Raw genomic sequence first — 26,563 nt, 5'->3', positions numbered from 1 at the left:
TATCATACCAAGAGGGCTTATTCCATATTCAATATTACTATCTTGGGATGTGTAATGAATGAATATAAGGCAATTTTGTATGTTTATACATCATTAAATTTGATTAAGAATCTAGTAATATGCTCACATTCAAAACAAAAAAATATGATTCTGCAACCATCGGTAGTTCCGGCTATGCGATTCTTGACCATGTTGTATGTACATTTTGCTCTATTGTTAATTACGGCAGTATATCTACTAAAGATTGTATTAGCGTGATAGGCGGAAACAAAGGCAATCAAGGAAATGCTATTTCCCTTTGCGGATCTGTAGGCGCTGTAGTGACCAACTTGATAGTTTTATACGTTGATACAAGTGCATAATCATGTAAGCTTATTCCCCTGAATTTCGTAAACAACCCAATTGCCTTCATAGCATCGACAAACATATAAGTTGTTACTTGCAATGCTTTGACACAGGAACAATGCGTAACGGGTAGTTTCTGATGTCTCATACGTATAACCAATAATCGTTGCATACCCTGAGTTATACCCACAAAAAATATGTATCTTATAGGCTTCTTTCATATAAGCACAACATGCTTTGCAATTCTTGATAATATTATTCGCTGTCATGCCAACTTGTGCTGGCAGAGAAATTGTCGCCACATGTGAATTAAAATTACTATTACATTTACTACCGGATCTATTTGGACTGACGGTTTGTTGTTTGCTCCTATTGCATATTGTTGATTAGTATAAGATTATCGTTGAAATATTACCTTTTTGTTAATCATTATTGCATTAATTAGCCCGCTTGACGTTGTCTGAATATAAATTTCATTTCCAGTGCAATCGATAAAGGATAATACACCTAAATCGTATTCACTATTCCATTCGCCAGTAAAAATGCTCTTTTTCGTTGCTGTATTTAGCTCAGCAAAATTACTACTATGAGAATCAAAATTAGTAAATTCAACACGTGGAGAAATTTGAGAAATGAATTTTTATTCACAAAGAAATTTCAAGTAGTAATTTATCAGTTAAGCCAATGTCTGTTTCTACGCAATACGGATATCTATATTTTTAAGAAATTTGATAACGCTATAAGTTTATACGGTACACTCAACAATCTACCAACCGAATCAACAATGATTTTACAGGCAGATATTACAGAGGTGGCTCCAAACTACGATTATGCAATATTAGACCTCCGAAATAACAATTTCCCATATTTACCAGTAGGAACTATGTGGATCTATAGTAATAAATCTATACGTTTGTATAAAACTGCTTCGGTATCGAATGTGATTGTTTTCGGTTCATATATTATGGTTTCTTAATTTTTATCACGATTTTAGTTTAAGTACCTATGCTACAATAATTAATTTGACATCCATCGATCGTACTAGCTACATACACTTTCATTCCTTTTTTAACCCATAATGACTGCGTTTGGTAACTTCCTGTTACATTCATATAGAGTAGAGCAATTGCAGCACCCTTTTTATCAGTCACGACAGCCCGTATTATGCCGGAAGTTGCTCTTTCTGAACTGATATATACATAGCCGTCTTCCGGAAATGTATATGGCTGTGATGCAGTATTAGATAAAAGAGATATCTGATCGTAGCGTGTATTTGTATTATTCCTTACATTTTCAATATTACTACATTGAGTGAATGTTTATGTAGATTTTCAGAATATTATACATAAAGATTTTCAGAAATTTAGTAATTATTTGAAATCATTCTTTCATCGGATTTTTCATGTCCAAAAACCCTTGATTTTACTAGCTTTTTGAGGCGTCGATTTTCAAAATTTGCCAATGAAACGAAAAAGAGCCAGAGAAAAGATCTCTAACTCAGTTTCGAAGTGTTTGCCTGTTAACAAATACTTACATTTTAATCCACGGAAGACATTTTTGTGCAATACCGGCTACATAGAGGTGTGTTGTGCAACGAAAGGAAAATGTCAATCATATTGCAACCAATCGTCGTTTTGCATTAGTAAATGCTTGTATTTCAATCCACGGGATTTTATCCCGGCACAACTAATATACCACACAATGTTCTGTTTTTCAAGCAGTTTTCTGTTAATTCAAAAATTCCTATTTCCAAGCCAATAGCCAAAATTTTATAAAAACGAAAGGAAGACAACCATGAATATTACCTTTTTAAACAACAAAGTATTCAAGTTATACGATTCCGAGAATACCGCTGAGTCTCTTACTCTCCGCTTTTTAAAGTCTGATTATTCTCTGGATGTTGTAAAGGATTTCTTTGACCAGGCAAACGTAGCTGATGTTGCAAAAGAAATCATCAAAACCAACGATGAAGGAACTTATGTATGTACTTTCTCCAATTACACCTCTGTTTCTTCTGTTGCCGAAATGACTGTAGATGTTGTTTCTGAATCCACCAAAGAGATTGCTTCTCTGGATGAATCCGGCAAAGAGATTACTACTTCTGTCCCAACTACCGAAACCAAACAGGTTGAACTTGTAGTTGTAGTTCTCAAGTATGTTGACCCGACCGTTGCCCTGGTAGACAAGCTGGACAAGCAGATTAATCCAACTATTGACGTTGATACCTGTACTCTGGACGAGCTTAAAAAGTATCGCCAGGCAAAGAATAAAGAAGCTATGAATGACTTCTTCCGCAATAACCCGATGAAGCATACCGACGGTCTGTATTATGGCGTTGAGGACGAGGATCGTTCCGAGATGACCGAGGAATATATGGGTTATATGATGGAAAAGACCAGTAATCCAAAGGCAAAATTAGAGTGGCATTCCAAAGGTTCCGCTTGCACTGAAAGAACCGAGGAAGAGTTTGGTGCTATTGCTATTGCAGTAAGAGCATATACAAAACCGTACTTCAACAAGATGCAGGCTGCTAAGGAAGCTATCTTTTCCGCTAAGGATAAAGATGCTGTTATGGCAGTGAAAATCTTTGGCGAAGAGTAATTTATCAATCATGGAGTCTCTGACATATGAGACTCCTTTTCATTAACAGGAGGCAAAATGTATACTGTTTTATTCAAACCTGATGATAAAAGTCTCCAAGTCACAGTCAGGACAAAAATTTATCAGCGAGAAAATCTTGTAGATAAATTCCGCTTCCTTGTTCCGTCAACCTACGGAGATTTAGACTTGGCGGATTTTACAGTTGTTCTTAAATATCTTGACCAGGGTAATGAAGCTCATGCCGAAATTCTTGCCAAAGAGGACGAGGTGTATAAAGACAACTACTACTCTTATATTCTTCCGGTGGATACGGATCTTACCAGATTTGCTGGTGATATTACAATTCATCTCACAATGTCTAAGGTTGATATGGAAGAAATGAAAGAATATAGTCTTGAAACAGGCGAGACTACAATTACTATTTCTCCATTGTCTGATTATTATTCCTTTGTTTCCAATAAATCATTTGATGCTATTACGCAGAAAATTAATGAGCTGAATGTGAAAATGGAAGGTCTGGACAAAATGGCCAATGCCTACGATCAAGCCAAAGCAGACAATATCAAGTTGGATAATGATACTTCCGAATTGTATCTGACAGCAAATGGTAAAGCCATTGGAGATAAAATTGCACTTAATGACCTCGGTGATGCGATTGCAGATGATACCGAAGATGGTTTAATCAAAGTTGTTCTGTAATCATATTCATATTCTCTAAGAATTATAGAAAGGAGGTCAAAACGCATGGCTGAGAGTTCAGCTAAAAATCGAAGCAGATATGGTTATCTGAACCTGACCGATATTCAGGATCGAATTGATTCCGGTAAATTAGATGCCTATGATCTTATTTATACAAAGGATACACATGAATGCTATATCCTTACAGAAGATTTGGAACAGGTTCCGATTAAATCCAGAGTATATCAGTTTCCAACTGAAGAAGAAGCGCTGCTTTATCTGAATGCTGCAACAGATACTTATGAAGGTCAGCTTGTAGCAATCAAGAAAAAGAACCGATATAAAGCCTATATTGTCAATAAAGATGATGAAGACTTATGGTGTGTTACTCTTCTATCCGATGTCGATGAGCAGATTGATTATAATACGCTTGGAAACAGGCCAATTGTAAATCTTGAAGGTTCATTAGCCGAACCGATTATGGTAGGCAATCTGGATAATGGTATTTATTCCGTAAAAGGTCAGTATCGTATCTTTGAGTCTGTTGAGACAGTCTTCCAAAGTTCTGAAAATCATATTTTCCTCGTAGACAAAACAGATGCAGAAACTCATATTAAGGATATTTCTGCGCACAGAATCACTGATTATTCTCTCGTTGGCGAGGAAATCAAAAAGGAAGAAATGGTGACTTCTGCTTATCTGGCGGAGAATAATTATGTCACAGACGATGCTCTGGATAAAAAATTACAAGCACTTGATTATATTAGTCAGACGGAAGCCAAGGAATATATTGAGTCGGTGGTAACGAATTATCTGGATGCGAAATTAGATGAATCTATTGACAAAAAGTTGGATGAGAAAATTGCTATTGCAGAAGATTCTGCGATTGATGAGATGTTCGATTCCAATACAAACATTCCAAATTAATTAAGTGTGGTTCATATCTGATATGGACTGCACTTTCTTAATATATGCAACTTTTTAACTTTATTTCACTATTACAAAATAATTTTAAGGAGGCTATTTATTATGGCACAGGTTACAATTATTACTTTAGGTAAGCTTCAGAAGTACGATGGTTTAATCAAATCATACATTGGCAGCCAGGTATCTGATGGCGTAAAAGATTCTTTTAAATCCGTTGCAATCGACGGCTATACTCTGAAATTCTATACCGTTAAAACTCCGGGTAAAGATGCTGTTCCGGCATACACCATTGATCTTCCGGAAACCGATCTGAGCAATCTGATCACCAAGATGACTGGTGCTGTTGCAGGTGACGTTGTAGTTGCCAAGGCTGACGGTACTGTTGCTGACGGTGGCGTTAAACTGGCTGACCTGGCAAAGACCACTGAGGTCGAGACTAAGATTAGTGAGTCCGAGGGTAAACAGAACACCAAGATCCAGGCAAACACCGATGCCATTGCTAAACTGAATGGTGCTGAAGATGTAGAGGGTTCCGTAGACAACAAAATCAAGACTGCTAAGACTGCTCTTGATGGCGAGATTGCAGCAAATAAGAAAGTTCTGGACAAATTAGATGGTACTGTTGATACCGACGGATCTGTTAAAAAACAGATTAAGACCGCAAGCGATGCTTTACAGGAGCAGATTACCGCTAATAAGAATGTACTGGATAAGCTGGACGGCGAGGTTTCTGTAGAGGGTTCTGTAAAGAAACAGATTGCTGATGTCAAGAAAGAGCTTGAGCAGACCATTACTGATTCCGAGTATAATGACACCGAGGTTAGAGGTTTAATTACTGCTAACAAGACCGCTATCGATACTCTTAACGGTGAGGGCGCAGGTTCCGTAAAGAAAGCTATTGATGATGCTTTCAATGACTTCTCCACCAAAGTATCTGATGATGGCGTTGTAAACACCTATAAAGAGCTTATTGACTATGCTGCCGCTCATAAGGGTGAAGCCGCTACCATGGCAGGTGATATTGCTGCTAACAAGACTGCAATCGCTAACCTTGATAAAAAGGTTGGTAATCTGCCGGAAGGTACTGATGCTGCTACCGTTGTAGATTACGCTGACAAGGTTTCTGCAAAGGCACTGGCTGATGCTAAGAAGTATTCCGACGATTTAGCTCCGAACTATGCAACTGCTGCACAGGGTGCAAAAGCTGACACTGCTTTACAGGAAGCTGATGTTGCAGCTCTGAGAACCGATGTTGCAGATGTAAAGGCTTCTCTGGCTGACGGCGGTGCAACCGATGTTGCTATCAAGGCTGCAAAGAAGGCTGGCGATGATGCCGCTGCTGCTGTAACTGCTCTGGCCGATGGTCAGGTAGCAACCAACAAATCCGGCATTGCTACAAACGCTGCTGATATCACTGCCATCAAAGGCAGACTTGATACCATCGAGGGTACTACTTATGTAGAAGCTACCGATAAGGAAATCGAGGCAATGTTCGCTGCTGAGTAATTTACATGACAACAAGAAGGGCGGAGATGTCAAAATCTCCGTCTTATCTTCAAAGAGAATTAAACAAGGAATCCCACTGTCTAAAGCCAGTGGAGGAATTGCGAAAGAGCGAATATTATAGTAGGAGGTGAAAATCATTAAAGCATATAAAATAAGATGCTATCCTACAGAAGAACAAAAACAACTCATAATGAAGACTTTTGGATGTTGTAGATGGTATTGGAATCAAGCATTACACGACAACATCGAATATTATGAAAAGAATAAAAAAGGTAAAATTAATACACCCGCTTTTTATAAGAAAGAAAATGAATGGTTAAAAGAAATTGATTCTATGGCATTGTGTTTTACTCAAATGGATTTACAGTCTGCATTTTCTAAATTTTTTAAAGAGAAAAATGTTGGTTATCCAAAATACAAGAGTAAAAAGCGACCTAAAAATAGTTATAAAACAATGACGTCTTCTGGTTATCCAGTGACAGAAAATGATATTAAGTTGCCAAAATTAGGATATGTAAAAATGATCAATCACAGACATAAAATTGGAATAGCAAAATCTTGTACTATCTCGATGACACCAACAGGTGATTTTTATATTTCTATTTTGTGGAGAGACGAAGAAATATTAGAAAAACCAGAACCAATAAATAAAGAAATTGGCATTGATTTAGGGTTGAAAGACTTAGCAATCTGTTCTGATGGCGAGAAGTTTCCAGTATTGCAGTCTTTGCGGAAAGAACTACCAAAGTTGAAGCGAGAGCAAAGAAAATTAAGTAAAATGAAACGAGGAAGTAATAACTATGATCATCAGAAATTGAGAGTTGCCAAGTTACATCAACATATTGCTAATCAACGGAAAGATTATTTACATAAAATCTCTTATAAGCTTACAAACGAGAACCAAGTGATAGCTTTGGAAGATTTAAATGTAAAAGGTCTTATGAAAAATCATCATTTGGCATTGAGTATATCAGATGTTGGTTGGTCTGAATTTGTAAATATGTTGGAATATAAAGCATTGGATAAGGGAAGAACTGTTCAGAAAATTGACAGATGGTTTCCTAGCTCACAGATCTGCTCTTGTTGTGGGTGTATTACTGGTAAGAAACCGTTGTGGATTCGAGAATGGACATGTCCAGAGTGTGGAGAAATTCACGACAGAGATATCAATGCTGCAAAGAATATATTAACAGAGGGAAAAAGAATTTTAGGGGCAAGCTCATGTCCTGATAGGTAGTTTATGCTTACGAATAAATTATTACACCCTTAAATGCAATAACGAAGTTGTATCGAGCTACAAGCCCATAAAGCTTTAGATTATGGGTTGTTGACTAACCTTGGAGGTATAATGAAAATGGAAATTAAATATATAAGTCCTCGAAGACTGTCTACCTTCTTGGATAAATGTAAAGAACTATTCGCGCCAAAGTCCACCACAGTATCATCTGTGAAGATTGACGGTGGCAAGGAATTAAGGAAAGACAATGATGTGGTATTGCCAATTGCAAGTGCTGAAAATGACGGCATGATGTCTGCGAAGCTCTATGAGCAAGTACAATTATATATGGTAGGCGATATCGACTTGGATGGTGGTCGCGCCGGGACAGTCGATTCAGATTATGCCTATGACATGGACGGAGGCGGTGCATAATATGCTAAAACAGGGATTTCATTTCTTCTGTGACCGTATTACACACATGACCATTTTCGGCGTAATATACTTCCTGATAGAATGTATTTATAAAGGACATCTGACAGATTGGAGAATGTTTGTTCTCGCCGCTGTAATTGGTATTCTGGTTGGCAGTATTAACGAGTTGTTTACCTATGAGACAGATTTTATTCTTCAATGCACCGTTGGTATGCTGATTGCACTTTTGTGTGAGTGTATATTTGGCTACCAGTGGAATGTGATTGAAGGATTAGCAATTTGGGACTACTCTTCTCTTCCATTCTCTGCTGTTGCGGGACAGATTAATCTATTCTTTGCGGCGGCATGGTTATTTCTGTCTGGCGTATGTATTGTACTAGATGATTCGCTTGTCTATTATTTTCACGCCAACGAGGAAACCCCGTATTATCGCATTGGCAAAAGATATTTTAAGTGGAACGGAAAGAAGATTGAGTCTTGGAAATAAAGAAAGAGCTGTTGTGTCAGTTTGACGCAATGGCTCTTTTAATTTTAAATGAAAAACAAAAACTGTACGAGTTGCGTATAGTTTTGGCGCAATGAGTAAGGAGTGTTTTGCGTAGCAAAATACGACTATGAACCTAGTGGAAGATACTTTATCTGCCTACGGCAGTTGGTGCGCCGATTGACAAGCAATCGTCACCCCTTGCTCTCTTGCTAACGCAAGATCGCAAATATGACTAATAGAAGAAGACCAATAAAGAATTACTAAAAGGGAGAATTTACATATGCGTAAAAAATTGAATAGTATGGATGTGATCCATATTGATAAAAACACAGGTGAATTTATCTGTGAAACTAATGGGTGTACTTCTATAGAAGATGACACCTTAACTGAAAGCGAAAAGAAACATAAAGATTATGTTGACACACATGTTTTAAATTTTAATAAAGGAGAGGGGTTTGTAAAGATGTTCACAGAAATGGCGTATGCTCTCTCATTAAAATTACCGCCAAAAGAATATCAGATTGCCATTGGGTTATCCAAATTTGTTTCTTACGAAGACAATGTGTTGAAGATTGGAATTGGAAAGAGAAAACATAATATGGACTTACATGAAATTGCAGATGTGATGCAAACTGATTATTCTCGCATGACCAGATTAATGAATTCACTAATTAAACATGGAGTTTTTGGAATCATGCAAGTTGGTAATTGTAAGACAAAAAATATAGAGAAATTTTATATTGCCAATCCTTATATTTATATAAATGGCAAGAACCCAGAAAAAGAACTTTGTAAATACTTTGATAACAGTGGTTGGAAAGAATTCATGAATGAGCTTTCTACATTAAATGAAGTATGTTAAGTGTAAGATAAAAGATAGTACAATACGTCAAAAACGTAGGAAAATACTGGCTATTTGCTACATTTGGAGTTGCGTTTTTCGCAACTTTTTTGGAAAATAATTGCGTTTTTCGCAACTTTTGAAAGGAATAATATTTTATGTACGGAATCTATGTTTACAAAGCTAGTATCGCAAGAAGATTAGTAAAAATGGGGTATCGGATTATCGACTTAAAACCTGGTCGTACTATTCATGGAGACTTGAATTTTAGTAGCACTATTTTTGTGTTCAAAGACGAACATCATCTTCAAGAAACAATTAATACTTTGATTAAGTCAGAAGAAAAGTAGTCAGTTACTCAATAAGATTATCAACAAATTATATCGCAAGCCCACATAGAAACTAGGAAAGCATTGCACGCAAAATGATATAATTGATAATTTTGCGTGTTGGCATTTCTGGATTTATGTGGGTATTTTTTACTCAGAAAGGAGCATTCATTATGGCATTTTACGACCCGCAAAAACTCGTAAACTTCCTCAAAAAATATAATGGATACGTGGAAAAAAGAAAGAATACGCCAAAGAAAAACCTATACGAAATGACCGGGAATTACGTCGGATCAGACAACTGGACTATGTTCTGGCAGGACTTAGCCGATGCTGGATTAGCAAATTATCAAGGCTCATATTACTGTATTGCTACTATCTTTTGGGGCTTTGTAAAGGTATACGGATTAGCCGTTGCACAGGAACTTTGCTTACAGAAATTTATGATTAACTGCCAGGAAACTTATTCTCTTTTTAAGCGAAAGGGACAAGTATACGACTCACCAAAGTTTGGTGATATTATCGTATTTTGGAATGGATCACGCTTCCACCATGCCGAGTTAGTAACCAAAGTTACCGCTTCTACATTTCAGACTTTCGGGGCAAATACGACCACAAATGTGACTACGATTGCTCGTAATGGTGGTGGCTGTGTCTGCCCTAAAACATATAGTATTTCAGCCGCTAAAAAGGCAGGACATAAGTTCTTGCGCCCGAATTATGGTACGGATAAATCCGGCTGGGAGCATAATGCTACTGGTTGGAAATATCGCAATTCTGACGGTAGTTATGTGATTGATGCTTGGAAATATATCAATGACAGGTGGTACGTTTTCGGCAAAGATTCCTACATGATTACTGGTTGGTATCAGGATAAAAATGGTCAGTGGTACTACTTACATAATCCAAATGGAGATATGGTTTCCGGTGACTGGGTATATCATTTTGATGGTTGGTATTATCTGGATAAAGGCGGTGCAATGCATACTGGTTGGTTGCAAATAGACGATAGTTGGTATTATTTGGAGCAGTCTGGTAAGGCGGTAAAAGGCTTACATGAGATTGGTGGTCAGTTATATTATTTCTTAGACGACTCAAATAAAATGGTATGCAATGCTTGGTATAAATACGAAGGAGAATGGATGTACTTCTCTTCTACTGGCGCGGCTTATCGGTCAAAATGGGTGCAACAGGATGATGGAAAATTCTATTATCTTGCCGATAACGGCAGAATGGCTAATAACTGTTGGGTGAAATCTGTATGCTCTAATATGTATTATTGGCTCAATGAAAACGGAGAATATATTGAGGAGAAAGACAGCGAAAATCCAGAGGGAAAGGTTGTGATTTAGGTGAGTCATCCAGAAAATCCGAAACATTATAGACGAAGTAATTTGGAGACATTCTTTCCTAGTGTTCCAGTTATTAAGGCATGGGATTCCAAGGAATTTTTGAAGCGATTCAACGAGAATGTAGTTACCGATAAGTTCTTAGCAGCGTGCCGGAAAGCTGGAAAACTATTTCGCCGGAAGAAGTAATTCTTTCCTTGCTGAACAGCAAGACATCTGTGTAAGGTGCGCACAGCGCTGTACTGGCAGCGTTATCAACCGCCCTCTCGGAAGCACCCGTACAATGCCGGGCAAGTGAAAGGCTTGCAATGTTGTGGCGGCAACATAATAACCAGATAAAATAGTTTCACTTTATGCTTGCATTATGGTAAATTGTGTGATACATTATAAGTGTCATAGATAATATGGCATCAGGAGTAATCCTATGGATTGAAATGTTAATATTTATTAATACGTAAGTATTACAACAATAAGGTCGAAGCGAAATCAACATGCCTTATTGTAATGCTTCACAGACTGCCAGACTTCGTAAAAATGTTGACTGAGGATTGAAACCATTATGTAGGTTAATTTAAAGACCTAAAGCAATGCAGGAAAGAGTTGGAATTATCCGGCTCTTTTTTGTTCTATAAAATACGTGTTGACATAATTTTGGAGATGTCATATAATATAAATACAAAAGCGGTGTTTCTCTACCAATAAGTGAGAGTTAAATCAGCGGTGTTTCCTCACCAGTAAGTAGGAACTAAATCAGCGGTGTCCCTCCACCAAATAAAAGAGGATTAAAAAAGCCTAGGGAGCGAGAAATCGTTCCCTATTTTTTACGATGCAAAGGAGAAATATGCGATTCTATCACATCACAGATGATTATATTAAATTTTTGCGCCAGTATGATAATTCGGTAGAAGAAAATAAACAGAATTCCAGACCTTATATTGGAGTCGTCTTGCAGATCGAGGATATTAAATACTACGCTCCTCTCACATCACCAAAAGCAAAACATCGCCAAATGAAAAATGGAAAAGATTTCCGTAAAATTAAGGGCGGCGAATATGGAGCCATTAACTTCAACAATATGATTCCTGTGCCGGATTCTGCACTAATCGGTATAGATTTTGCCAAAGAATTAGATATGAAGTATCGCATCTTATTGCAGAACCAATATGAAGCAATAAATAATGATATTATTGGAATCACTTCTACTGCTACGAAGCTGAGACAACTGGTATTGACTGATGACGAATCGCTATCACAGCATGATCTTCGTGTCAAGAGTCGTTGTTGCAATCTGAAATTATTGGAAGATGTATATTATAAATTTAATGGGACATTGGAGTAAAATCTGATGTCCCATTTTTACGATTCCAAAAAAAAAGAAAACCCTAACTTCGTGGGAAAAGTTAAGGCTTCTTCGAGGTTTAATGACGTTCTGCAAAAAGAACAATTATAGAATAAGCTATTTGTTAGATTTTGGCAAGTTTTATGAACCGCAAAATTCGACAAAATGAAAACGCCCAGCTTCTCAGCTAGGCGCATCCCGATACTCTTTGCCTTTCTAAAAGAGAGACAACTTGATTGTAGCACATTTGTTCTTATCACGCGACTACTCTTTCACAATATCCCAAGTGCCTTTATCAGACTGGTAAGACAACATGAATCTGTGCCTGAGATCATTGATTGGTGCTACACAATGGAATATCCACACATTGCAATGAAAGGTCGATTTCTTCTCAGTTGAAAGGACTTCGATATTCTTTATGGTCTGGATTTCACCAGATTCATCTTTTACCTTTATCTGGATCGGCGTGAGTTCACCGCTTGCGGTTGTCCAGGATAAACAGGCACACGGTTGACGATTCATAGGTCTGTCGTATATGTCTTTCATATTATCCATTTCTGTGTAAGGCGTTTATTTGCCCGATTTTGGCTTTTTATTGCTTAGGCGAAGAAGTTATCGTCTGAATGATCAAAACCGATTTTAGGGGCAAATTTTGCTTGTCAATTGTCGGGCTGAAACATACCATTGAGCTTCTGTAAACTTCTGTCGTGGATGGTTTGCGTTAAATGGTTTGTATATATGTTGAGAGTTGTATCCAAATTTTTATGCCCTAATCTTCTTTGGATAAATGTAAGATCCGCGCCATTCTCAAGTAGCATTGTGCCATGTGTGTGTCTCCAACTATGAAAATCATATTCTGGATAATTCAATTGATGATGAATGATATGGGCTGAATGTTTGGTCGTCCCTGTCGTAACGTAAGTGCCGTTATCTCTTCTTGTTACAAAATGTATTTCGTAAGGTGTTTTATCTGTTTGGATTTCATTCATTGGCATTACAGAAAATTGAGGTTTCTTGCCATTAAACGAAAGATGTTGTTGACAATAATAACGAGTAAAATATTCAGCGTAATATGCTTCCCCTTTATTCTGTTTCTGTTTCTCTTTAAGCAAAATTTCGATTAATTCATCATCAATATCTATGGTTCGATATGATGACCATTTTGGAGTCGAAAAATACCAATATCCGTCTGAATCTCTTTTACCTCCAACGGTTCTTTTTTCGCCTGGTTTTGGAGGTGGAGTGAACCATTGTACTTGTCGATTTACTGATAGTGTTTTGTGCTCAAAATCAATATCTTCCCAGACAAGTCCGTATACCTCTCCAAGACGTAATCCTGTTCTGTATGCTATTTGCATTGGGATATAAGTTGTCGTTCCTTCTGGGAAACGATCAAAAATCATTTTTCTTTTATCTTCTGGAATGTAAATATGTTTTTTGGTTCTCGTTTGTACCTTTGGTTGCATTGCGGTTGGAATAGTAAGTTTAACAGCTGGCGTTGTTTGGATATAATGATTGTCTTCAGCGTATTCAAAAGATTTTGTAAACACAGCACGAATTGACGATAAAGTGTTCTGTGAAAATCCCTCATTAAATAGATCAATTAATACATCTTGCAATATCTTCTTTGTAATAGATTTGACTCTGTATTGTCCAATTCTAGGTTTTACATAAAGTCTTATTTTCTTTTCGTATCCCTTGACGGTTACATCTTTACATGTGAGTTTACAAGATTTTTCTATCCACTCATCGAGAAAATCAGAATATGACATTGTAGAAGGTTCTATTGGAACTCCAACTTTCTCGTAGGCTTGTTGTGCTAATTTTCCAGCTTCTCTTGCTTCTTTCTTGGTTTTGAATCCACTTTTTGTTTTACGTTTTCTTTTGCCATCAATAGATGCAACCTCAAAAGCGTATTCATATACTATTTTACCAGTAGACTTATGCAATCTTTGTTTGACTATAACTTCGCCCATATTATCGCCCTTTCTTTCTTGTTAATAATATGCTTGAATTCATAATATCACATTCAAGTCTACAAAGTCTACACGTTTTCCAAGTCTACATTGAGATTTTTCGTAGACCTCTCGTAGACTTATGCCAATTTATACACGATTTTTTGATTTTTGGACATACTTGAAATCAAAAAAGAGGCTTCCCGGAAAAATCCAAGAAGCCTCACAAACCTTTATTTTAAGCCATTTTCAATTAGAATTTACCAGCGGTAGCTGCTTCCTCTACGGCAACTGCAACAGCAACGGTCATGCCGACCATCGGGTTGTTACCAGCGCCGATCAGACCCATCATCTCAACGTGAGCAGGCACGGAAGAAGAACCTGCGAACTGTGCATCGGAATGCATACGACCAAGGGTATCAGTCATACCGTAGGAAGCCGGGCCTGCTGCCATGTTGTCCGGATGCAGGGTACGTCCGGTACCACCACCAGAAGCTACGGAGAAGTACTTCTTGCCTGCTTCCAGTCTCTCCTTCTTGTAGGTACCTGCTACCGGATGCTGGAAACGGGTCGGGTTGGTAGAGTTACCGGTGATGGAAACGTCTACATTCTCTTTCCACATGATTGCAACACCTTCCGGAACGCTGTTTGCGCCGTAGCAGTTTACTTTTGCACGAAGACCTTCGGAGTAGGATTTACGGAATACTTCCTTAACCTCGTTGGTGTATGGGTTGTACTCAGTCTCGATGTAGGTGAAGCCGTTGATACGTGCGATGATCTGAGCTGCATCTTTTCCAAGACCGTTTAAGATAACGCGAAGCGGTTTCTGACGAACTTTGTTTGCTTTCTCAGCAATACCGATTGCACCCTCTGCTGCTGCGAAGGACTCGTGGCCTGCCAGGAATGCGAAGCACTCGGTCTCCTCTTCCAGAAGCATCTTGCCCAGGTTACCATGGCCAAGACCTACTTTACGGGTATCTGCAACGGAACCCGGGATACAGAATGCCTGAAGGCCCTCGCCGATTGCTGCTGCTGCCTCAGATGCTTTTCTGCATCCTTTCTTGATTGCGATTGCTGCGCCTACGGTGTAAGCCCATTTTGCGTTCTCGAAGCAGATTGGCTGAATGCCCTCGATCATTTTGTATACGTCAAGACCTGCGTCTTTGGTGATCTTCTCTGCCTCTTCAATGGAAGCGATGCCATAGCTGTTTAATGCTTCATTGATCTGTTTGATACGTCTCTCATATGATTCAAATAATGCCATGATTATAGTCCTCCTTCTTTACGCCTGTCTCGGGTCGATGATCTTAACTGCATCAGCAACACGGCCATACTGACCTTTTGCCTTTTCCCAAGCGGTGTTCGGATCGTCACCTTTCTTGATGAAGTCAGTCATCTTGCCAAGGCTTACGAACTGATAACCAATGATCTGATCGTCTGCATCCAGAGCGATACCGGTTACATAGCCCTCAGCCATCTCCAGGTAACGAGGACCTTTCTTTAAGGTTCCGTACATGGTACCAACCTGGGAACGAAGACCTTTACCTAAGTCCTCCAGGCCAGCGCCGATCGGCAGACCATCCTCAGAGAATGCACTCTGGGTTCTGCCGTATGCGATCTGTAAGAACAGCTCTCTCATAGCGGTGTTGATTGCGTCACATACCAGGTCGGTGTTCAGAGCTTCCAGAACAGTTAAGCCAGGAAGAATCTCAGCTGCCATTGCAGCGGAGTGGGTCATACCGGAGCATCCAATGGTCTCTACCAGAGCCTCCTGGATAATACCCTCTTTTACGTTCAGGGTCAGCTTGCAGGCACCCTGCTGCGGAGCACACCAGCCCACACCATGGGTCAAACCGGAAATATCGGAAACCTGTTTGGACTGTACCCATTTTGCTTCTTCCGGGATCGGAGCAGCGCCATGATGAACGCCCTGTGCAACTGTGCACATCTCTTCTACTTCATGTGAATAAATCATGTTAAAACTCCTTTCAACTATGTAATGTCCTGAAAGTACGTGCTAGACGATGTTTCCAAAAATCTGCTGCTGCCCTGTACCCGGCAGCTCTGTGAGATTGTCAAAAACATCACACCATACTTGATGATATTTTCTCATAAAAGTGACAAATAGTCCAGTATTTTTTTGTAGAAATTTGATGAGAGAATCACCCAACTTTTATCCAGTCTGCCATTTTTTTGCAGAATACATGCAAAGCGTTCCCATCTCCGCACAAAAAGGGCATGGAAAAAACAATTTTTTCACATGCCCCTGTCTTTGCTATCCTGTCCTATACGCCACAGAATTTCTATTTTTATTTGTTGCTTAAATACTCGTGAATGCCCTTTGCACCGTGCTTTCCTGCTTCCATAGCCAGGATTACGGTTGCTGCGCCGGTTACAGCATCGCCGCCTGCGAATACACCCTCACGGGAGGTCTGTCCGTTTGCAGCTTCCGCCACGATACATTTACGCTTGTTGATCTCAAGTCCTTCGGTGGTGGAGGAAATGAGCGGGTTCGGGGAGGTACCAAGAGACATGATGACGGTATCAACGTCCATCACATACTCGGAACCCGGGATTTCTACCGGGCGGCGTCTTCCGGATGCATCCGGCTCGCCAAGCTCCATTTTCACAACCTTGATGCCCTTTACCCAGTCGTTCTCATCGGTCAGAATCTCTACCGGGTTGGTCAGCAGGTCGAAAATAACGCCCTCTTCTTTTGCATGGTGTACTTCCTCTACACGCGCCGGAAGCTCTGCCTCGCTGCGGCGGTATACGATATGTACCTCAGCGCCGAGACGCAGTGCGGTTCTTGCAGCATCCATGGCTACGTTTCCGCCGCCGACAACGGCTACTTTCTTGCCTGCAACGATCGGGGTATCATAATCCTCACGGAATGCTTTCATCAGGTTGTTTCTGGTTAAGTACTCATTTGCGGAGAATACGCCGTTTGCGTTCTCGCCTGGGATACCCATGAATTTCGGAAGACCTGCACCAGAACCAATGAAGACTGCCTCAAAGCCCTCTTCATCCATCAGCTCGTCGATGGTAACGGACTTACCGATGATGACATCAGTCTCGATCTTAACGCCCAGCTTCTTTACGTTTTCAATCTCAGAGCGGACAACCGTCTCTTTCGGGAGACGGAACTCCGGAATACCATAGGTCAATACTCCGCCCGGCTCATGAAGTGCCTCGAAGATCGTAACATCATAGCCAAGCTTTGCCAGATCCCCTGCACAGGTCAGACCTGCAGGACCGGAGCCAACAACTGCAACCTTCTTGCCGTTCTTTACGTCAGATGCTTTCGGAACGAAGCCGTTCTCTCTGGACCAGTCTGCCACGAAACGCTCCAGCTTACCGATGGAGATCGGCTCGCCCTTGATGCCGCGGATGCACTGTCCCTCACACTGGCTTTCCTGCGGGCATACACGGCCGCAGACTGCCGGAAGTGCAGAAGACTCAGCGATGACATTCGCTGCAGCCTCGAAGTTTCCAGCCTCTACTTCTTTGATGAATCCAGGAATGTTGATGGAAACCGGGCAGCCGCCCATGCACTTTGCGTTGTTCTTACACTTTAAGCATCTGGAAGCTTCTTCCATCGCCTCTTCTTTGTTATATCCATAGCACACTTCCTCAAAGTTGGTAGCGCGCACTTTTGCGTCCTGCTCTCTGACAGGAGTTTTCTTTAATACGTCCATTTCTTATCCTCCGATCGCAGACAGCTTTTTGCTGCCTTGCCTAATGAATCCGAATCTGCTTTGGCCTGTCCGCAGCTGTTTGCAGACTTTTTCGTCACTGTTTGCGCAACGCGTGAACAGTATCTTATTCCGGCTTTCAGCGTTTTTCTATTAGCCGTTGCACTGTCCGCAGCCGCCATGATGGGTGTCACCCTCGACAGCCTTTAACATCGCTCTGCCCTCTTCGGTCTTGTACATCTGCTGACGCTTCATCGCCTCGTCAAAGTTCACGAGATGACCGTCAAACTCCGGTCCGTCTACACATGCGAACTTCACCTCATCACCTACGGTTAAGCGGCATGCTCCGCACATACCGGTTCCGTCTACCATGATCGGGTTCATGCTGACGATGGTCGGGATATTCAGTTCTTTGGTCAGTTTGCATACGAATTTCATCATGATCATCGGTCCGATGGCTACGCATACATCGTACTGCTTGCCCTGGTTCTCTACCAGGTCTTTGATCACTTCGGTTACCATGCCCTTGCGCACATAGGAACCGTCATCGGTGGTAATGTAAAGATTTCCAGCCTGCTCCTTCATCATGTCTTCCAGGATCAGAAGATCTTTGTTCTTTGCACCTACGATTACATCGACATCGATGCCGTGCTGCTTCATCCACTTTACCTGCGGATAAACCGGTGCGGTACCAACGCCGCCTGCAACGAATAAGTATTTGCGTTTCTTTACCTCTTCCAAATCTTCCTTGACAAACTCAGACGGCTGACCAAGCGGTCCGACAAAGTCCTGGAATGCATCGCCTGCTTTTAACTCAGACATTTTTAAGGTAGATGCACCTACGATCTGGAACACGATGGTAACGGTGCCCTTCTCGCGGTCGAAATCGCAAATGGTAAGCGGGATACGCTCTCCCTTCTCATCCATTTTTACAATGACAAATTCTCCCGGCTGACAGGATCTTGCCACTCTCGGAGCTTCCACATCCATCAGGAAAATCTTCTCCGCAAGCTTTTCTGCTTTTAAAATCTTATACATTTCCTTCCTCCTGTTTTGCAATCTGCAAATTCTGTATGCCATCCATGAATATAACTTATTTTCAGACGTGCTAAAAGTATTTTAGCACGTCTGGTTTTGAATAGCAATACATTATTGTTAATAACATAACATATATTATACAGATTTATTTCCTTTTGTACAGTCGATATTCGTAACAAAGGTCAAAATATGTCTGTTCGTCGCTCTCCTCCGCCAGTTCCCACGAATTATCCTGATCTAAGTTCGGGAAGTGCGTGTCTGCCGCATAAGCAAAGTCAATCCAGGTGATCTGCGCTTCCTCGCAAAAAGGCAGGAACTGACGGTAAATGCTTTCTCCACCGATGATATAAACATCGTCAGAATGATACGCTGTAAGCAGGTCCTGCACTTCCTCAAGGCTATGACAGACCGTTGCCCCTTTTACCTGATATGCCGGATCTGTGCTCAGCACAATGTTGGTCCGGCCATAAAGCGGCTGTCCGCCAGGCAGGCTTTCCAGGGTTTTGCGCCCCATCACGATGACCTTTCCGAGTGTCTGATCCCGGAACATTTTCTGATCCTGGGGAATGGATACAAGGAGCTGCCCCTTATTTCCGATCGCCCAGTTTTTATCTACCGCTGCAATCAGTTTCACTTAAGCCTCCTCTTCCTCTGCCAGGATCAGTTCTTTTGCGTAAGGCAGTGTCCTGATCCAGTCACAGAAGGTGTGCCATTCATCCAGTTTATGGTTCTTTCTGGCAAAATAAATGTTGATCAGTGTCTCATAGTTTAAAGTGCAGGTCCGCATCTGGTTATAGCTGGACGGCAGAAGCTGGATCATATCATACCAGTACGCCTTGTCCTTTGTTTCCACATACTTTAAACGGATGGTTTCCAGATGATCCACGATGGTCTGCATATAGGCTTCACTCTCCGGTGTCAGATGATCGTGGCTGAAATCATCCAGTTCGAATGGCTTGCTGTGGATCTTATGCATGGTGCTGGTCGAGTTTGCTACTGTGGCCACTTTATAAGTATCGTACTCTTTCCACCAGTACATCGGTGCCGTAATATCTACCGAAACGAACACCTGACGAATATATTTGCGATGGTCGCTTCCGGCACGGCGCAGACGCTTTGCCAAGCCCAGATCATTTGGTCCCAGCACATAATTTCCGTCTTCGTCATAGAAGCTGTCCATCCGGTCCCAGCTGTTCATGGGATTGCGTGCCCCACGCATGGCATTTTCCAGATTCATGACGCTGGTACGTTCTAATTTAATCATTCTCTATTCCTTCCTTATGGTTTCAACTCAATCGTTCTTGATTATAACAAAGCTGGGATTTCTCGTCAACATCTGCCAGTTCCCGGCTGTTATTTGCCGGGTAGCGGATCACGTCTTCCAGATGAACCAGAAGGATCCTCTTACCACCCACATCTCCCGTCAGCTTTAACAATTCATTCCGGTACTCCGGTGCAAACAAGACCGGATTTCCGTCTTGTTCTTGCCACGTCACACAGGCAATGCCTTTTCTGTTTTTGCGAAACGCGGATACCAGCCCCTTTATCGTTTCCCCTGTCAGCCACGGCTGGTCGCAGACCGAGAAACAGACTGCATAATGTTCCGGAATCTGCTCCAGCGCAAGATGGATGGAATGCGAAATTCCAAGAATGCTTTCGGTATTTTTCACTGCCTCAAACCCGTCCTGTTTCAGATCTTGTAAAATTTCATCATACTGGCTGACTACGATTTTCTTTGCAAAACAGTCTGGCGTGACCATATTTACCTCGTCTGCCACATGACGGTACATCGGTTTATCTCCCACCATGGTAAGAAGCTTGTTATCTCCATCCCCAAATCTCCGGCTGTCTCCTGCGGCAAGCAGCACCATGGCAACCGGCATATGCGCATAAGGCTGATACTGATGGTTCAAAATTGCCTCCAGCACACCGCCTCCGATTGCGGAGGCTTTGTCGGACACGGTAAAGCAATGCTTCACTTCACACCGCGGATCGACATCGCCAGATTTCATACCGGTCGTCACGTTCACTCCGTCCTGCAATAATCCTCGTACCACACCGTCGATCTGAACCTTTACCGGTGTTTCATCCACATATCCGACAATGTCTCCAGCTTTCACTTCTGCGCCAATTTCGACGCATCCACGGAATGTTCCGTCTGCAGGTGCTTTGATCAGACGCTCCAGCCCGTATCCGCCGATCAGGCCCGGAATCCCGGTATTGGGAATGGCACTGCCAGACCAGATGCACCGCCCCAGGTAGTGCCCGCGCTTCGTCTCTACGACGCAGTGACAGTCCTCTCCAGCCGTAAATCCAGGACCTACTCCGATCACAAATGGTGCATCTGTCATGTGCGTTCCAAGATTTCGCTTTGCCAGAATGGCATCGACCAGCACATCCGGCTGAAACTCCCGGATACAGTCTGCATGCTCATCTACCATGACTGCGATATTTCCATTCCCGATTTCTTTTTCTGCCATGTCCACCGAATCACACAGCACTCCGGTGACATCTTCCACCTGCATCCGTCCCAGATACACAGCCGGAGAAAAAGCGACTGTGCGGCGCACCGTTGTCGGCACGGCAATCTCGGTCATAAGGATCTGGAATCCGGCACGGTAAAGGCGCAGCGCAATGCCGCTGGCCAGATCGCCGGAACCTTTGATCAGAACCCTCCTCATGCCTGCAGTTCTCGTCGTTTCTGCAGCCGTTTCTGTTTTTTTCATTGTATTCATCTTATTTCCTTCTCCTTGTATGATTCTTTCAAATTTGTGCAGGTCATGCACAACCCCTCATAACACCTGTTTTTATTCTTCTTGCGCCATCCGTGTTGTCCGAATGCAGACTCTCTGCAGATTTTCCGGCAAAACAGCAACAATGGATTCGGAAAGCTTTTTCTCCGCTTCACCATCGGACTGGTTCAACAGGATTCGGTAATACCTCCCATCCAGACCTTTTCGGCTTCCACGCTCATCCATGAAAACCAGGGCGATATCTTCTGCTGTCACAATATCGGTTTCCTTTCGCTTCAGCCATGCTCCATGGGAAGCAAAACGGAAGCAGACATCCGCAAACGTTTTGCCTCCTGCTTTCAATCCGGCACATGCCACAACCATACCTGTCTGCGGGATCAAAACTGGCTCCGTTTCCGATGGAATTTTAAATGGCAGCCGCTTGGAACCATCTGCCTCGATCAGGATCACATCAAAATGACTCAGCAGACGTTTCATCACAGACTCATCTCCCAGGTCCTCTGGCATGGTAAGCTTTTCCTCCATTCCCGCTCCCTGCGCCTGTTTTCCCGCAACCAGGATTTTACCAACTGCTGCATGATTTTCTGATTCATGCCGTGTCATTTCTGTTTTTTTCAATTCCGACTCTGCGTCTGCTCCAAAATACCCGGATTTTTCCCCAGGAAGATCTGCAAGTTTTGAAACTACTTCCACGTTATACCGTTCCGGCTTGAAAATATGGGTACTGGTCGTGACCAGAACCCGCGCACCATTTGCTGCAAGTTCCCTTGCCAGATCATACATGGTGCTGGTCTTTCCGCCTGCCCCAACAAAAGAAATGACCCGCGGCATTGTTTCCCATTCTGAAAACCCAAATGCCGAAAGCAGGTTTTCCGTTTTTCTGAATTTTCCTGTTTCTGGCTCCCAGCGCTCTGCCATGACAGTATCTGCCATCTGGTCTGCCATCTGTTTTTGCTCCATTCTTGTTCTTTCTCCCCCAACGTGCTATACTAAATCCTGTTATGAAACGATTATATCATTTTCACGCTCTTTCGGACAGGACATATGACCGGATTTTATGTTTCTGCGGTCTTTTTCTTCTTCTGACAGAAGCGTACAAACAACTCTTTTTGTATTTTATGATTGATCACAGACATTACGACTGGTGGTATTTTCCCTTCCAGCTCTGCAGTCTTCCTATGTATCTGTGCCTGGTTTTGCCTTTTTTGAAAAAAGGGTCGAAAAAAACAGCCATCTGTACCTTTCTGCAGGATTTTAACCTGCTTGGCGGACTGGCTGCTTTAATCGTGTCAGAAGGTTTTCGCGGCATCCACTGGACCCTGACGCTGCACGGCTACGTATGGCATCTTCTTTTAGTATGCATCGGTATTTTTGTTTTTATCATTGGCCGCTCTGATTTAAGCTGGAAAGGATATGCCCGGACACTTCCGATCTTTTTTGCAAGCTGTGTGCTTGCTTTTTTGATCAATATTCTGGCTCCGGGTCATGGACAGGCCGATATGTTCTACATTTCTCCGTATTATCCCAGCACTCAGCCGATTTTTCATGAGATTGCTTTGCATATCGGCATTCTGCCTGCCAATTTTCTTTACCTGGTCACAATCTGCATCGGCGCTGCCTTACTGCACCTGATATTTCGCAGATTATCTCATTGGTTTCTGTCAAGAGCAGCCGACGAATAACTGGTCCTATGCTTACTGATTTTTTCGCTTTGCCGCCATCCTTCTGCGAATTACGATATAACAGATAATATGTGCGGTAAATGTGATGATCCAGCTGACCGGATACGAGATATAGAGTGTTGTCAGTGTCCGGTGCATGGCAAATATCGTAAAGATCCAGAACACCCGAAACAGGCAGGCACCGGTCAGCGACACAAACATAGGAATCACGGAATAACCGAGCCCTCTTAAACCGCCTACCATCGTATCCATGATTCCACACAGGAAATAAGTTCCGTTGATGATCCGCATGCGCATCATTCCATAGGAAATCACTTCCGGATCTGAGGAATAAATCTGCAGAAGTTTCGGTCCGATCATTACGGCTCCTCCGCCCATTACCACTCCTACCACGATCACTACCCCAAGGCAATACAACAGGATTTTTGTCACGCGTTTCATCTTTCCGGCACCATAGTTCTGACTGGTGAAACTAAGCGCAGTCTGGTAAACCGCATTCATGGCATTGTATACAAAACCTTCTACATTTGCCGATGCAGTGCTTCCTGCCATGGCAATGGAACCAAACGAATTGATCGAAGACTGAATAAGTACATTCGATACGGAAAAAATTGCACCCTGGAAACCAGCGGGCAGCCCGATCTTCATGATCAGTTTTACTTTCGATTCGGTCAGTTTCATTTTGCTGCGTGAAAGACGGTATGCAGCATCCGAATGCGCCAGGCACCGCACGATCAGCACTGCAGAAATACATTCTGAAACAACGGTTGCTGTCGCAACTCCTGCCACGCCCATCGATAAGGCAATCACAAAAAAGAGATTTAAAACCACATTGACCGCGCCTGCAAACAACAGAAAATAAAGCGGTCTTTTTGTATCCCCCACTGCCCTTAAAATCGCACTGCCAAAGTTATAGACCAGATTTGCCGGCATACCGATAAAATAAATCTTTAAATACAGGGCTGCAAGCATAAGCACATCGTCCGGTGTTCCCATCAGTGTCAGCATCGGACCAGAAAAGCACACCCCAACAAAAATCAGCAGGATTCCGCCTGCCAGGGCAATCATCATAGCCGTATGTACGGTTTCCTCCAGATCTTTGAACTTTTGTGCTCCGGAATACTGGGCCACCAACACATTGGCACCTATGGAAAGCCCTACAAACACATTGATCAGCAGATTGATCAGCGCTGTTGTCGAACCAACTGCTGCCAGAGACTCCCTTCCTGCAAAATGTCCCACCACAATAATATCTGCCGCATTGAACAACAGCTGCAGGATACCGGAAAGGATCAGCGGCACCGCAAATGTGATGATCTTTGGGAAAAGCGATCCGCTGCACATATCCATTTCATAGGTTTTCCCCGTCTTTTTTGCTTCCTCTTCCATCATTCTTCTCCAATTTTCTCATACAAACGGCATATACGCCACAGATGCCGCCTCAATATACAATATTGCAAATCCGTTTTACAGGTAACGGTAAATCAAAAGTGCGATCGCTACACCAATGATACTGGCCATCGTAATGCGGATCGTCAGTCCAAAGGTAATCACCAGCACCCCGAGATTTAAAACCAACGGTGTATCCAACCCAAAGGATTGTCCGAAATTCATCCAGGAAAGCAGGCTGATGGACTTGGTTGCTTCCCCTAAAAAGCCACCAAGTACAATGCCAGCCAAAAGCAGCAAAAGTAAAATCCATAAATTTTTGTTTTTCATTGTATGTCCCCCTTTATCCTATGTTCCAGGCAATCACGATCACATCTGTTTGCGCACGATCATATACTCATCTCCAAGGCGGTAATACGGGCAGTCATAAAACTTATCCTCCATAAAACGTGCCATCTCATCTTCGTCCAGATTCACCTCGCACACGTAACACTCGTAATCTTCATCATACTCATAATACATACAGCTTTCGCAGCTTCCCTGCTGTTTCTTTTTTTTCATATTTGTTTATTCCTTTCCCACCGGCTTTCCAGAATAACCTGCAAAACTTTTTTCCATGCGTTTTGTTACACTGCGGTTGCACCACAATGACAAAATGCTTCCTACGCTCCATCCAAACGGCCAGGAAAGCCATACCCCTGTTACGCCAAGGAAGGAGGCAAATACGAACGAAAGGACTACCCGGAGGATCAGATCTGAAAACGTAGCCAGCATAAACTCTTTCATAGCGCCTGCCCCGCGGAGCATACCATCTGATGCCAGTTTTAAAGCAATCACCAGATAAAACGGTGATACGATCCGCAAAAACTGAATACCGGTTTCCATGGCCACTGCGCTGTCTTCCTGCATAAACAGAGACATCATCAGACGCCCAAAACCAAAGAACGCAACAATAAACGGAACCGCCAGAAGAAGTCCCATTCTGACACCGCCGCGCATGCCTTGTTTCACACGGTCAACCTTGCCCGCTCCAATATTCTGGGCAGTAAAACTGGAAATGCCATTTCCAAGCGTCGTAAAACTGGTGATGGTAAAGGTATTTAACTTAATTGCCGCGGAATAACCGGCAATGACAGAAGAACCAAAGGAATTGATCAGTCCCTGCACAAAGATATTTCCAACGGACACAAAGCTCTGCTGCAGGATACTCGGAACCGCAATCCGGGCAATCCGCTTTAACATATCAGCAGAAAAGTAAGCTGCCTTCTTTTCGGTCTGAATCTGTTTCAGTCTGGCTGCCATCGTAAACAGCGCAAGAACACAGGCAATCCCCTGCGCAATAAAAGTTGCCCACGCCACACCGGCTACGCCCCAGTGCAGACCGGCTACAAACCAGTAATCCAGAACAATGTTTCCAAGAGAGGATCCAATCAGAAAATAAAGCGGAGTTTTGGAATCTCCCAGGGAAGTAAAGATGCCAGTTGCCACGTTGTACAAAAACAAAAATGCAAAACCGCCAATATAAATCCGCAGATACAGATCACCAAGGCTGAAAATGTTTTCCGGCGTCTGGATCATGCGCATCAGTGCACGGCTACCAAGAAGTCCCAATACCGTCAGAACGACAGAAAGCACGGTAGCAGAGATCAGGGTTGTATATACCGATGTTTTCATCTGCTCATACCGCTTTGCTCCGAAAAACTGGGATATAACTACGGAACATCCAATGTTGCTGCCTACTGCGATCGCCATAAAGATCATGGTGATCGGATAAGAAGCCCCAACTGCCGCCAGCGCATCCTCACCGGCAAAACGGCCTGCGATCACACTGTCCGCGATATTGTAGAGCTGCTGAAAAATCACACTGATAAACATGGGAATCGTAAAACGCCATAGCAGACTTTGTGGATTCCCTTCTGTCAGATCTTTCATCATAATTCAAGTTCCTCACATTCTTTAGAATCTTTTGCGGCATATCTTCGCTGTACAGACAGATTT

General features: G+C 42.3%; 25 protein-coding genes. 12 read left to right on the top strand and 13 right to left on the bottom strand.

The annotated features are described in order from the left end of the window. The first annotated feature begins 2,139 nt into the window (after nt 1-2,139). From DWZ40_RS13090 to DWZ40_RS13040, 11 genes are all read left to right on the top strand, one after another. The gene (locus DWZ40_RS13090) at nt 2,140-2,946 is read left to right on the top strand and encodes a hypothetical protein (RefSeq protein ID WP_118543452.1); all 807 of its coding nucleotides are present in this window, start codon (nt 2,140-2,142) and stop codon (nt 2,944-2,946) included. Between the two features lie 57 nt (nt 2,947-3,003). Beyond that, the gene (locus DWZ40_RS13085; protein WP_182431740.1) at nt 3,004-3,645 is read left to right on the top strand and encodes a hypothetical protein; all 642 of its coding nucleotides are present in this window, start codon (nt 3,004-3,006) and stop codon (nt 3,643-3,645) included. A gap of 45 nt (nt 3,646-3,690) precedes the next feature. After that, nucleotides 3,691-4,551: a hypothetical protein gene (locus DWZ40_RS13080; protein WP_118543451.1), complete on the top strand. Its 861-nt coding sequence runs from the start codon at nt 3,691-3,693 to the stop codon at nt 4,549-4,551. Nucleotides 4,552-4,653: 102 nt separating this feature from the next. Then, nucleotides 4,654-6,057 carry a hypothetical protein gene (locus DWZ40_RS13075; protein WP_118543450.1) on the top strand — a complete coding sequence of 468 codons (1,404 nt, stop codon included), beginning with the start codon at nt 4,654-4,656 and terminating at the stop codon, nt 6,055-6,057. Nucleotides 6,058-6,184: 127 nt separating this feature from the next. After that, nucleotides 6,185-7,294 (top strand): RNA-guided endonuclease TnpB family protein, encoded by a 1,110-nt coding sequence (locus DWZ40_RS13070; RefSeq protein WP_118543449.1) that lies wholly within the window; start codon nt 6,185-6,187, stop codon nt 7,292-7,294. 117 nt (nt 7,295-7,411) lie between these two features. Further along, entirely contained in the window at nt 7,412-7,708 is a 297-nt protein-coding gene (locus DWZ40_RS13065) for a hypothetical protein (protein WP_147354198.1), read from the top strand. 1 nt (nt 7,709) lies between these two features. Beyond that, nucleotides 7,710-8,195 (top strand): hypothetical protein, encoded by a 486-nt coding sequence (locus tag DWZ40_RS13060; protein ID WP_118543447.1) that lies wholly within the window; start codon nt 7,710-7,712, stop codon nt 8,193-8,195. Between the two features lie 280 nt (nt 8,196-8,475). Then, a complete protein-coding gene (locus tag DWZ40_RS13055; RefSeq protein ID WP_118543446.1) occupies nt 8,476-9,057 on the top strand; it encodes a hypothetical protein in 582 nt (193 codons plus the stop codon). Between the two features lie 137 nt (nt 9,058-9,194). Then, on the top strand, nt 9,195-9,386 hold the full coding sequence (locus DWZ40_RS13050) for a hypothetical protein (RefSeq protein WP_118543445.1): 192 nt from the start codon (nt 9,195-9,197) through the stop codon (nt 9,384-9,386). Between the two features lie 152 nt (nt 9,387-9,538). Next, complete coding sequence (locus DWZ40_RS13045; protein WP_182431739.1) at nt 9,539-10,717, top strand: N-acetylmuramoyl-L-alanine amidase family protein; 1,179 nt, start codon at nt 9,539-9,541, stop codon at nt 10,715-10,717. Nucleotides 10,718-11,555: 838 nt separating this feature from the next. Continuing rightward, nucleotides 11,556-12,053 carry a type III toxin-antitoxin system ToxN/AbiQ family toxin gene (locus tag DWZ40_RS13040; protein ID WP_118543443.1) on the top strand — a complete coding sequence of 166 codons (498 nt, stop codon included), beginning with the start codon at nt 11,556-11,558 and terminating at the stop codon, nt 12,051-12,053. Nucleotides 12,054-12,712: 659 nt separating this feature from the next. Here the strand turns inward: DWZ40_RS13040 and DWZ40_RS13030 are convergent. From DWZ40_RS13030 to yqeC, 9 genes are all read right to left on the bottom strand, one after another. Continuing rightward, nucleotides 12,713-14,029 (bottom strand): tyrosine-type recombinase/integrase, encoded by a 1,317-nt coding sequence (locus DWZ40_RS13030; protein WP_118543441.1) that lies wholly within the window; start codon nt 14,027-14,029, stop codon nt 12,713-12,715. A 232-nt stretch (nt 14,030-14,261) separates the two neighbouring features. Next, on the bottom strand, nt 14,262-15,272 hold the full coding sequence (locus tag DWZ40_RS13025) for a GGGtGRT protein (protein ID WP_118543440.1): 1,011 nt from the start codon (nt 15,270-15,272) through the stop codon (nt 14,262-14,264). A gap of 18 nt (nt 15,273-15,290) precedes the next feature. Beyond that, nucleotides 15,291-15,983: a hypothetical protein gene (locus DWZ40_RS13020; protein WP_118530060.1), complete on the bottom strand. Its 693-nt coding sequence runs from the start codon at nt 15,981-15,983 to the stop codon at nt 15,291-15,293. A 334-nt stretch (nt 15,984-16,317) separates the two neighbouring features. Continuing rightward, a complete protein-coding gene (gltA, locus tag DWZ40_RS13015) occupies nt 16,318-17,706 on the bottom strand; it encodes an NADPH-dependent glutamate synthase (RefSeq protein ID WP_118543439.1) in 1,389 nt (462 codons plus the stop codon). Between the two features lie 150 nt (nt 17,707-17,856). Continuing rightward, nucleotides 17,857-18,741: a sulfide/dihydroorotate dehydrogenase-like FAD/NAD-binding protein gene (locus DWZ40_RS13005; protein WP_118543437.1), complete on the bottom strand. Its 885-nt coding sequence runs from the start codon at nt 18,739-18,741 to the stop codon at nt 17,857-17,859. Between the two features lie 145 nt (nt 18,742-18,886). Continuing rightward, nucleotides 18,887-19,375 carry a dihydrofolate reductase gene (locus DWZ40_RS13000; RefSeq protein WP_118543436.1) on the bottom strand — a complete coding sequence of 163 codons (489 nt, stop codon included), beginning with the start codon at nt 19,373-19,375 and terminating at the stop codon, nt 18,887-18,889. Continuing rightward, a complete protein-coding gene (locus DWZ40_RS12995) occupies nt 19,376-20,005 on the bottom strand; it encodes a hypothetical protein (RefSeq protein ID WP_118543435.1) in 630 nt (209 codons plus the stop codon). A gap of 22 nt (nt 20,006-20,027) precedes the next feature. After that, the gene (gene yqeB, locus DWZ40_RS12990) at nt 20,028-21,476 is read right to left on the bottom strand and encodes a selenium-dependent molybdenum cofactor biosynthesis protein YqeB (protein ID WP_243035332.1); all 1,449 of its coding nucleotides are present in this window, start codon (nt 21,474-21,476) and stop codon (nt 20,028-20,030) included. A 72-nt stretch (nt 21,477-21,548) separates the two neighbouring features. Next, on the bottom strand, nt 21,549-22,454 hold the full coding sequence (gene yqeC / locus DWZ40_RS12985) for a selenium cofactor biosynthesis protein YqeC (protein ID WP_118543434.1): 906 nt from the start codon (nt 22,452-22,454) through the stop codon (nt 21,549-21,551). 158 nt (nt 22,455-22,612) lie between these two features. Here yqeC and DWZ40_RS12980 point away from each other — a divergent pair, with 158 nt between their 5' ends. Then, nucleotides 22,613-23,176, top strand: coding sequence for a hypothetical protein (locus DWZ40_RS12980; protein ID WP_347560085.1), 564 nt, complete (start codon nt 22,613-22,615; stop codon nt 23,174-23,176). A 12-nt stretch (nt 23,177-23,188) separates the two neighbouring features. On the opposite strand, the gene DWZ40_RS12975 is transcribed toward DWZ40_RS12980, so the two are convergent. The 4 genes from DWZ40_RS12975 to DWZ40_RS12960 all read right to left on the bottom strand — a co-directional run bounded on the left by DWZ40_RS12975 (nt 23,189) and on the right by DWZ40_RS12960 (nt 26,500). Continuing rightward, entirely contained in the window at nt 23,189-24,565 is a 1,377-nt protein-coding gene (locus tag DWZ40_RS12975) for an MATE family efflux transporter (protein ID WP_118543432.1), read from the bottom strand. Between the two features lie 78 nt (nt 24,566-24,643). Continuing rightward, nucleotides 24,644-24,895 (bottom strand): DUF4321 domain-containing protein, encoded by a 252-nt coding sequence (locus DWZ40_RS12970; protein ID WP_118543431.1) that lies wholly within the window; start codon nt 24,893-24,895, stop codon nt 24,644-24,646. Nucleotides 24,896-24,934: 39 nt separating this feature from the next. Further along, nucleotides 24,935-25,126: a DUF6472 family protein gene (locus DWZ40_RS12965; protein ID WP_118543430.1), complete on the bottom strand. Its 192-nt coding sequence runs from the start codon at nt 25,124-25,126 to the stop codon at nt 24,935-24,937. A 6-nt stretch (nt 25,127-25,132) separates the two neighbouring features. Beyond that, entirely contained in the window at nt 25,133-26,500 is a 1,368-nt protein-coding gene (locus tag DWZ40_RS12960; protein ID WP_118543429.1) for an MATE family efflux transporter, read from the bottom strand. Nucleotides 26,501-26,563: the final 63 nt, after the last annotated feature.

Source organism: Clostridium sp. AF32-12BH, assembly GCF_003477935.1.
Lineage (GTDB): Bacteria > Bacillota > Clostridia > Lachnospirales > Lachnospiraceae > Brotaphodocola.
The sequence above is the reverse complement of the archived record's forward strand: the minus strand, read 5'-3'. Positions and strand labels throughout refer to the sequence as shown.

What these genes read in the sequence shown, in the direction of transcription:
- DWZ40_RS13090 (WP_118543452.1), top strand. Translation starts at nt 2,140, where the DNA reads ATGAATATTACCTTTTTAAACAACAAAGTATTCAAGTTATACGATTCC.
- DWZ40_RS13085 (WP_182431740.1), top strand. Translation starts at nt 3,004, where the DNA reads ATGTATACTGTTTTATTCAAACCTGATGATAAAAGTCTCCAAGTCACA.
- DWZ40_RS13080 (WP_118543451.1), top strand. Translation starts at nt 3,691, where the DNA reads ATGGCTGAGAGTTCAGCTAAAAATCGAAGCAGATATGGTTATCTGAAC.
- DWZ40_RS13075 (WP_118543450.1), top strand. Translation starts at nt 4,654, where the DNA reads ATGGCACAGGTTACAATTATTACTTTAGGTAAGCTTCAGAAGTACGAT.
- DWZ40_RS13065 (WP_147354198.1), top strand. Translation starts at nt 7,412, where the DNA reads ATGGAAATTAAATATATAAGTCCTCGAAGACTGTCTACCTTCTTGGAT.
- DWZ40_RS13060 (WP_118543447.1), top strand. Translation starts at nt 7,710, where the DNA reads ATGCTAAAACAGGGATTTCATTTCTTCTGTGACCGTATTACACACATG.
- DWZ40_RS13055 (WP_118543446.1), top strand. Translation starts at nt 8,476, where the DNA reads ATGCGTAAAAAATTGAATAGTATGGATGTGATCCATATTGATAAAAAC.
- DWZ40_RS13050 (WP_118543445.1), top strand. Translation starts at nt 9,195, where the DNA reads ATGTACGGAATCTATGTTTACAAAGCTAGTATCGCAAGAAGATTAGTA.
- DWZ40_RS13045 (WP_182431739.1), top strand. Translation starts at nt 9,539, where the DNA reads ATGGCATTTTACGACCCGCAAAAACTCGTAAACTTCCTCAAAAAATAT.
- DWZ40_RS13040 (WP_118543443.1), top strand. Translation starts at nt 11,556, where the DNA reads ATGCGATTCTATCACATCACAGATGATTATATTAAATTTTTGCGCCAG.
- DWZ40_RS13030 (WP_118543441.1), bottom strand. Translation starts at nt 14,029, where the DNA reads ATGGGCGAAGTTATAGTCAAACAAAGATTGCATAAGTCTACTGGTAAA.
- DWZ40_RS13025 (WP_118543440.1), bottom strand. Translation starts at nt 15,272, where the DNA reads ATGGCATTATTTGAATCATATGAGAGACGTATCAAACAGATCAATGAA.
- DWZ40_RS13020 (WP_118530060.1), bottom strand. Translation starts at nt 15,983, where the DNA reads ATGATTTATTCACATGAAGTAGAAGAGATGTGCACAGTTGCACAGGGC.
- gltA (WP_118543439.1), bottom strand. Translation starts at nt 17,706, where the DNA reads ATGGACGTATTAAAGAAAACTCCTGTCAGAGAGCAGGACGCAAAAGTG.
- DWZ40_RS13005 (WP_118543437.1), bottom strand. Translation starts at nt 18,741, where the DNA reads ATGTATAAGATTTTAAAAGCAGAAAAGCTTGCGGAGAAGATTTTCCTG.
- DWZ40_RS12995 (WP_118543435.1), bottom strand. Translation starts at nt 20,005, where the DNA reads ATGATTAAATTAGAACGTACCAGCGTCATGAATCTGGAAAATGCCATG.
- yqeB (WP_243035332.1), bottom strand. Translation starts at nt 21,476, where the DNA reads ATGAATACAATGAAAAAAACAGAAACGGCTGCAGAAACGACGAGAACT.
- yqeC (WP_118543434.1), bottom strand. Translation starts at nt 22,454, where the DNA reads ATGGAGCAAAAACAGATGGCAGACCAGATGGCAGATACTGTCATGGCA.
- DWZ40_RS12980 (WP_347560085.1), top strand. Translation starts at nt 22,613, where the DNA reads ATGATTGATCACAGACATTACGACTGGTGGTATTTTCCCTTCCAGCTC.
- DWZ40_RS12975 (WP_118543432.1), bottom strand. Translation starts at nt 24,565, where the DNA reads ATGGAAGAGGAAGCAAAAAAGACGGGGAAAACCTATGAAATGGATATG.
- DWZ40_RS12970 (WP_118543431.1), bottom strand. Translation starts at nt 24,895, where the DNA reads ATGAAAAACAAAAATTTATGGATTTTACTTTTGCTGCTTTTGGCTGGC.
- DWZ40_RS12965 (WP_118543430.1), bottom strand. Translation starts at nt 25,126, where the DNA reads ATGAAAAAAAAGAAACAGCAGGGAAGCTGCGAAAGCTGTATGTATTAT.
- DWZ40_RS12960 (WP_118543429.1), bottom strand. Translation starts at nt 26,500, where the DNA reads ATGATGAAAGATCTGACAGAAGGGAATCCACAAAGTCTGCTATGGCGT.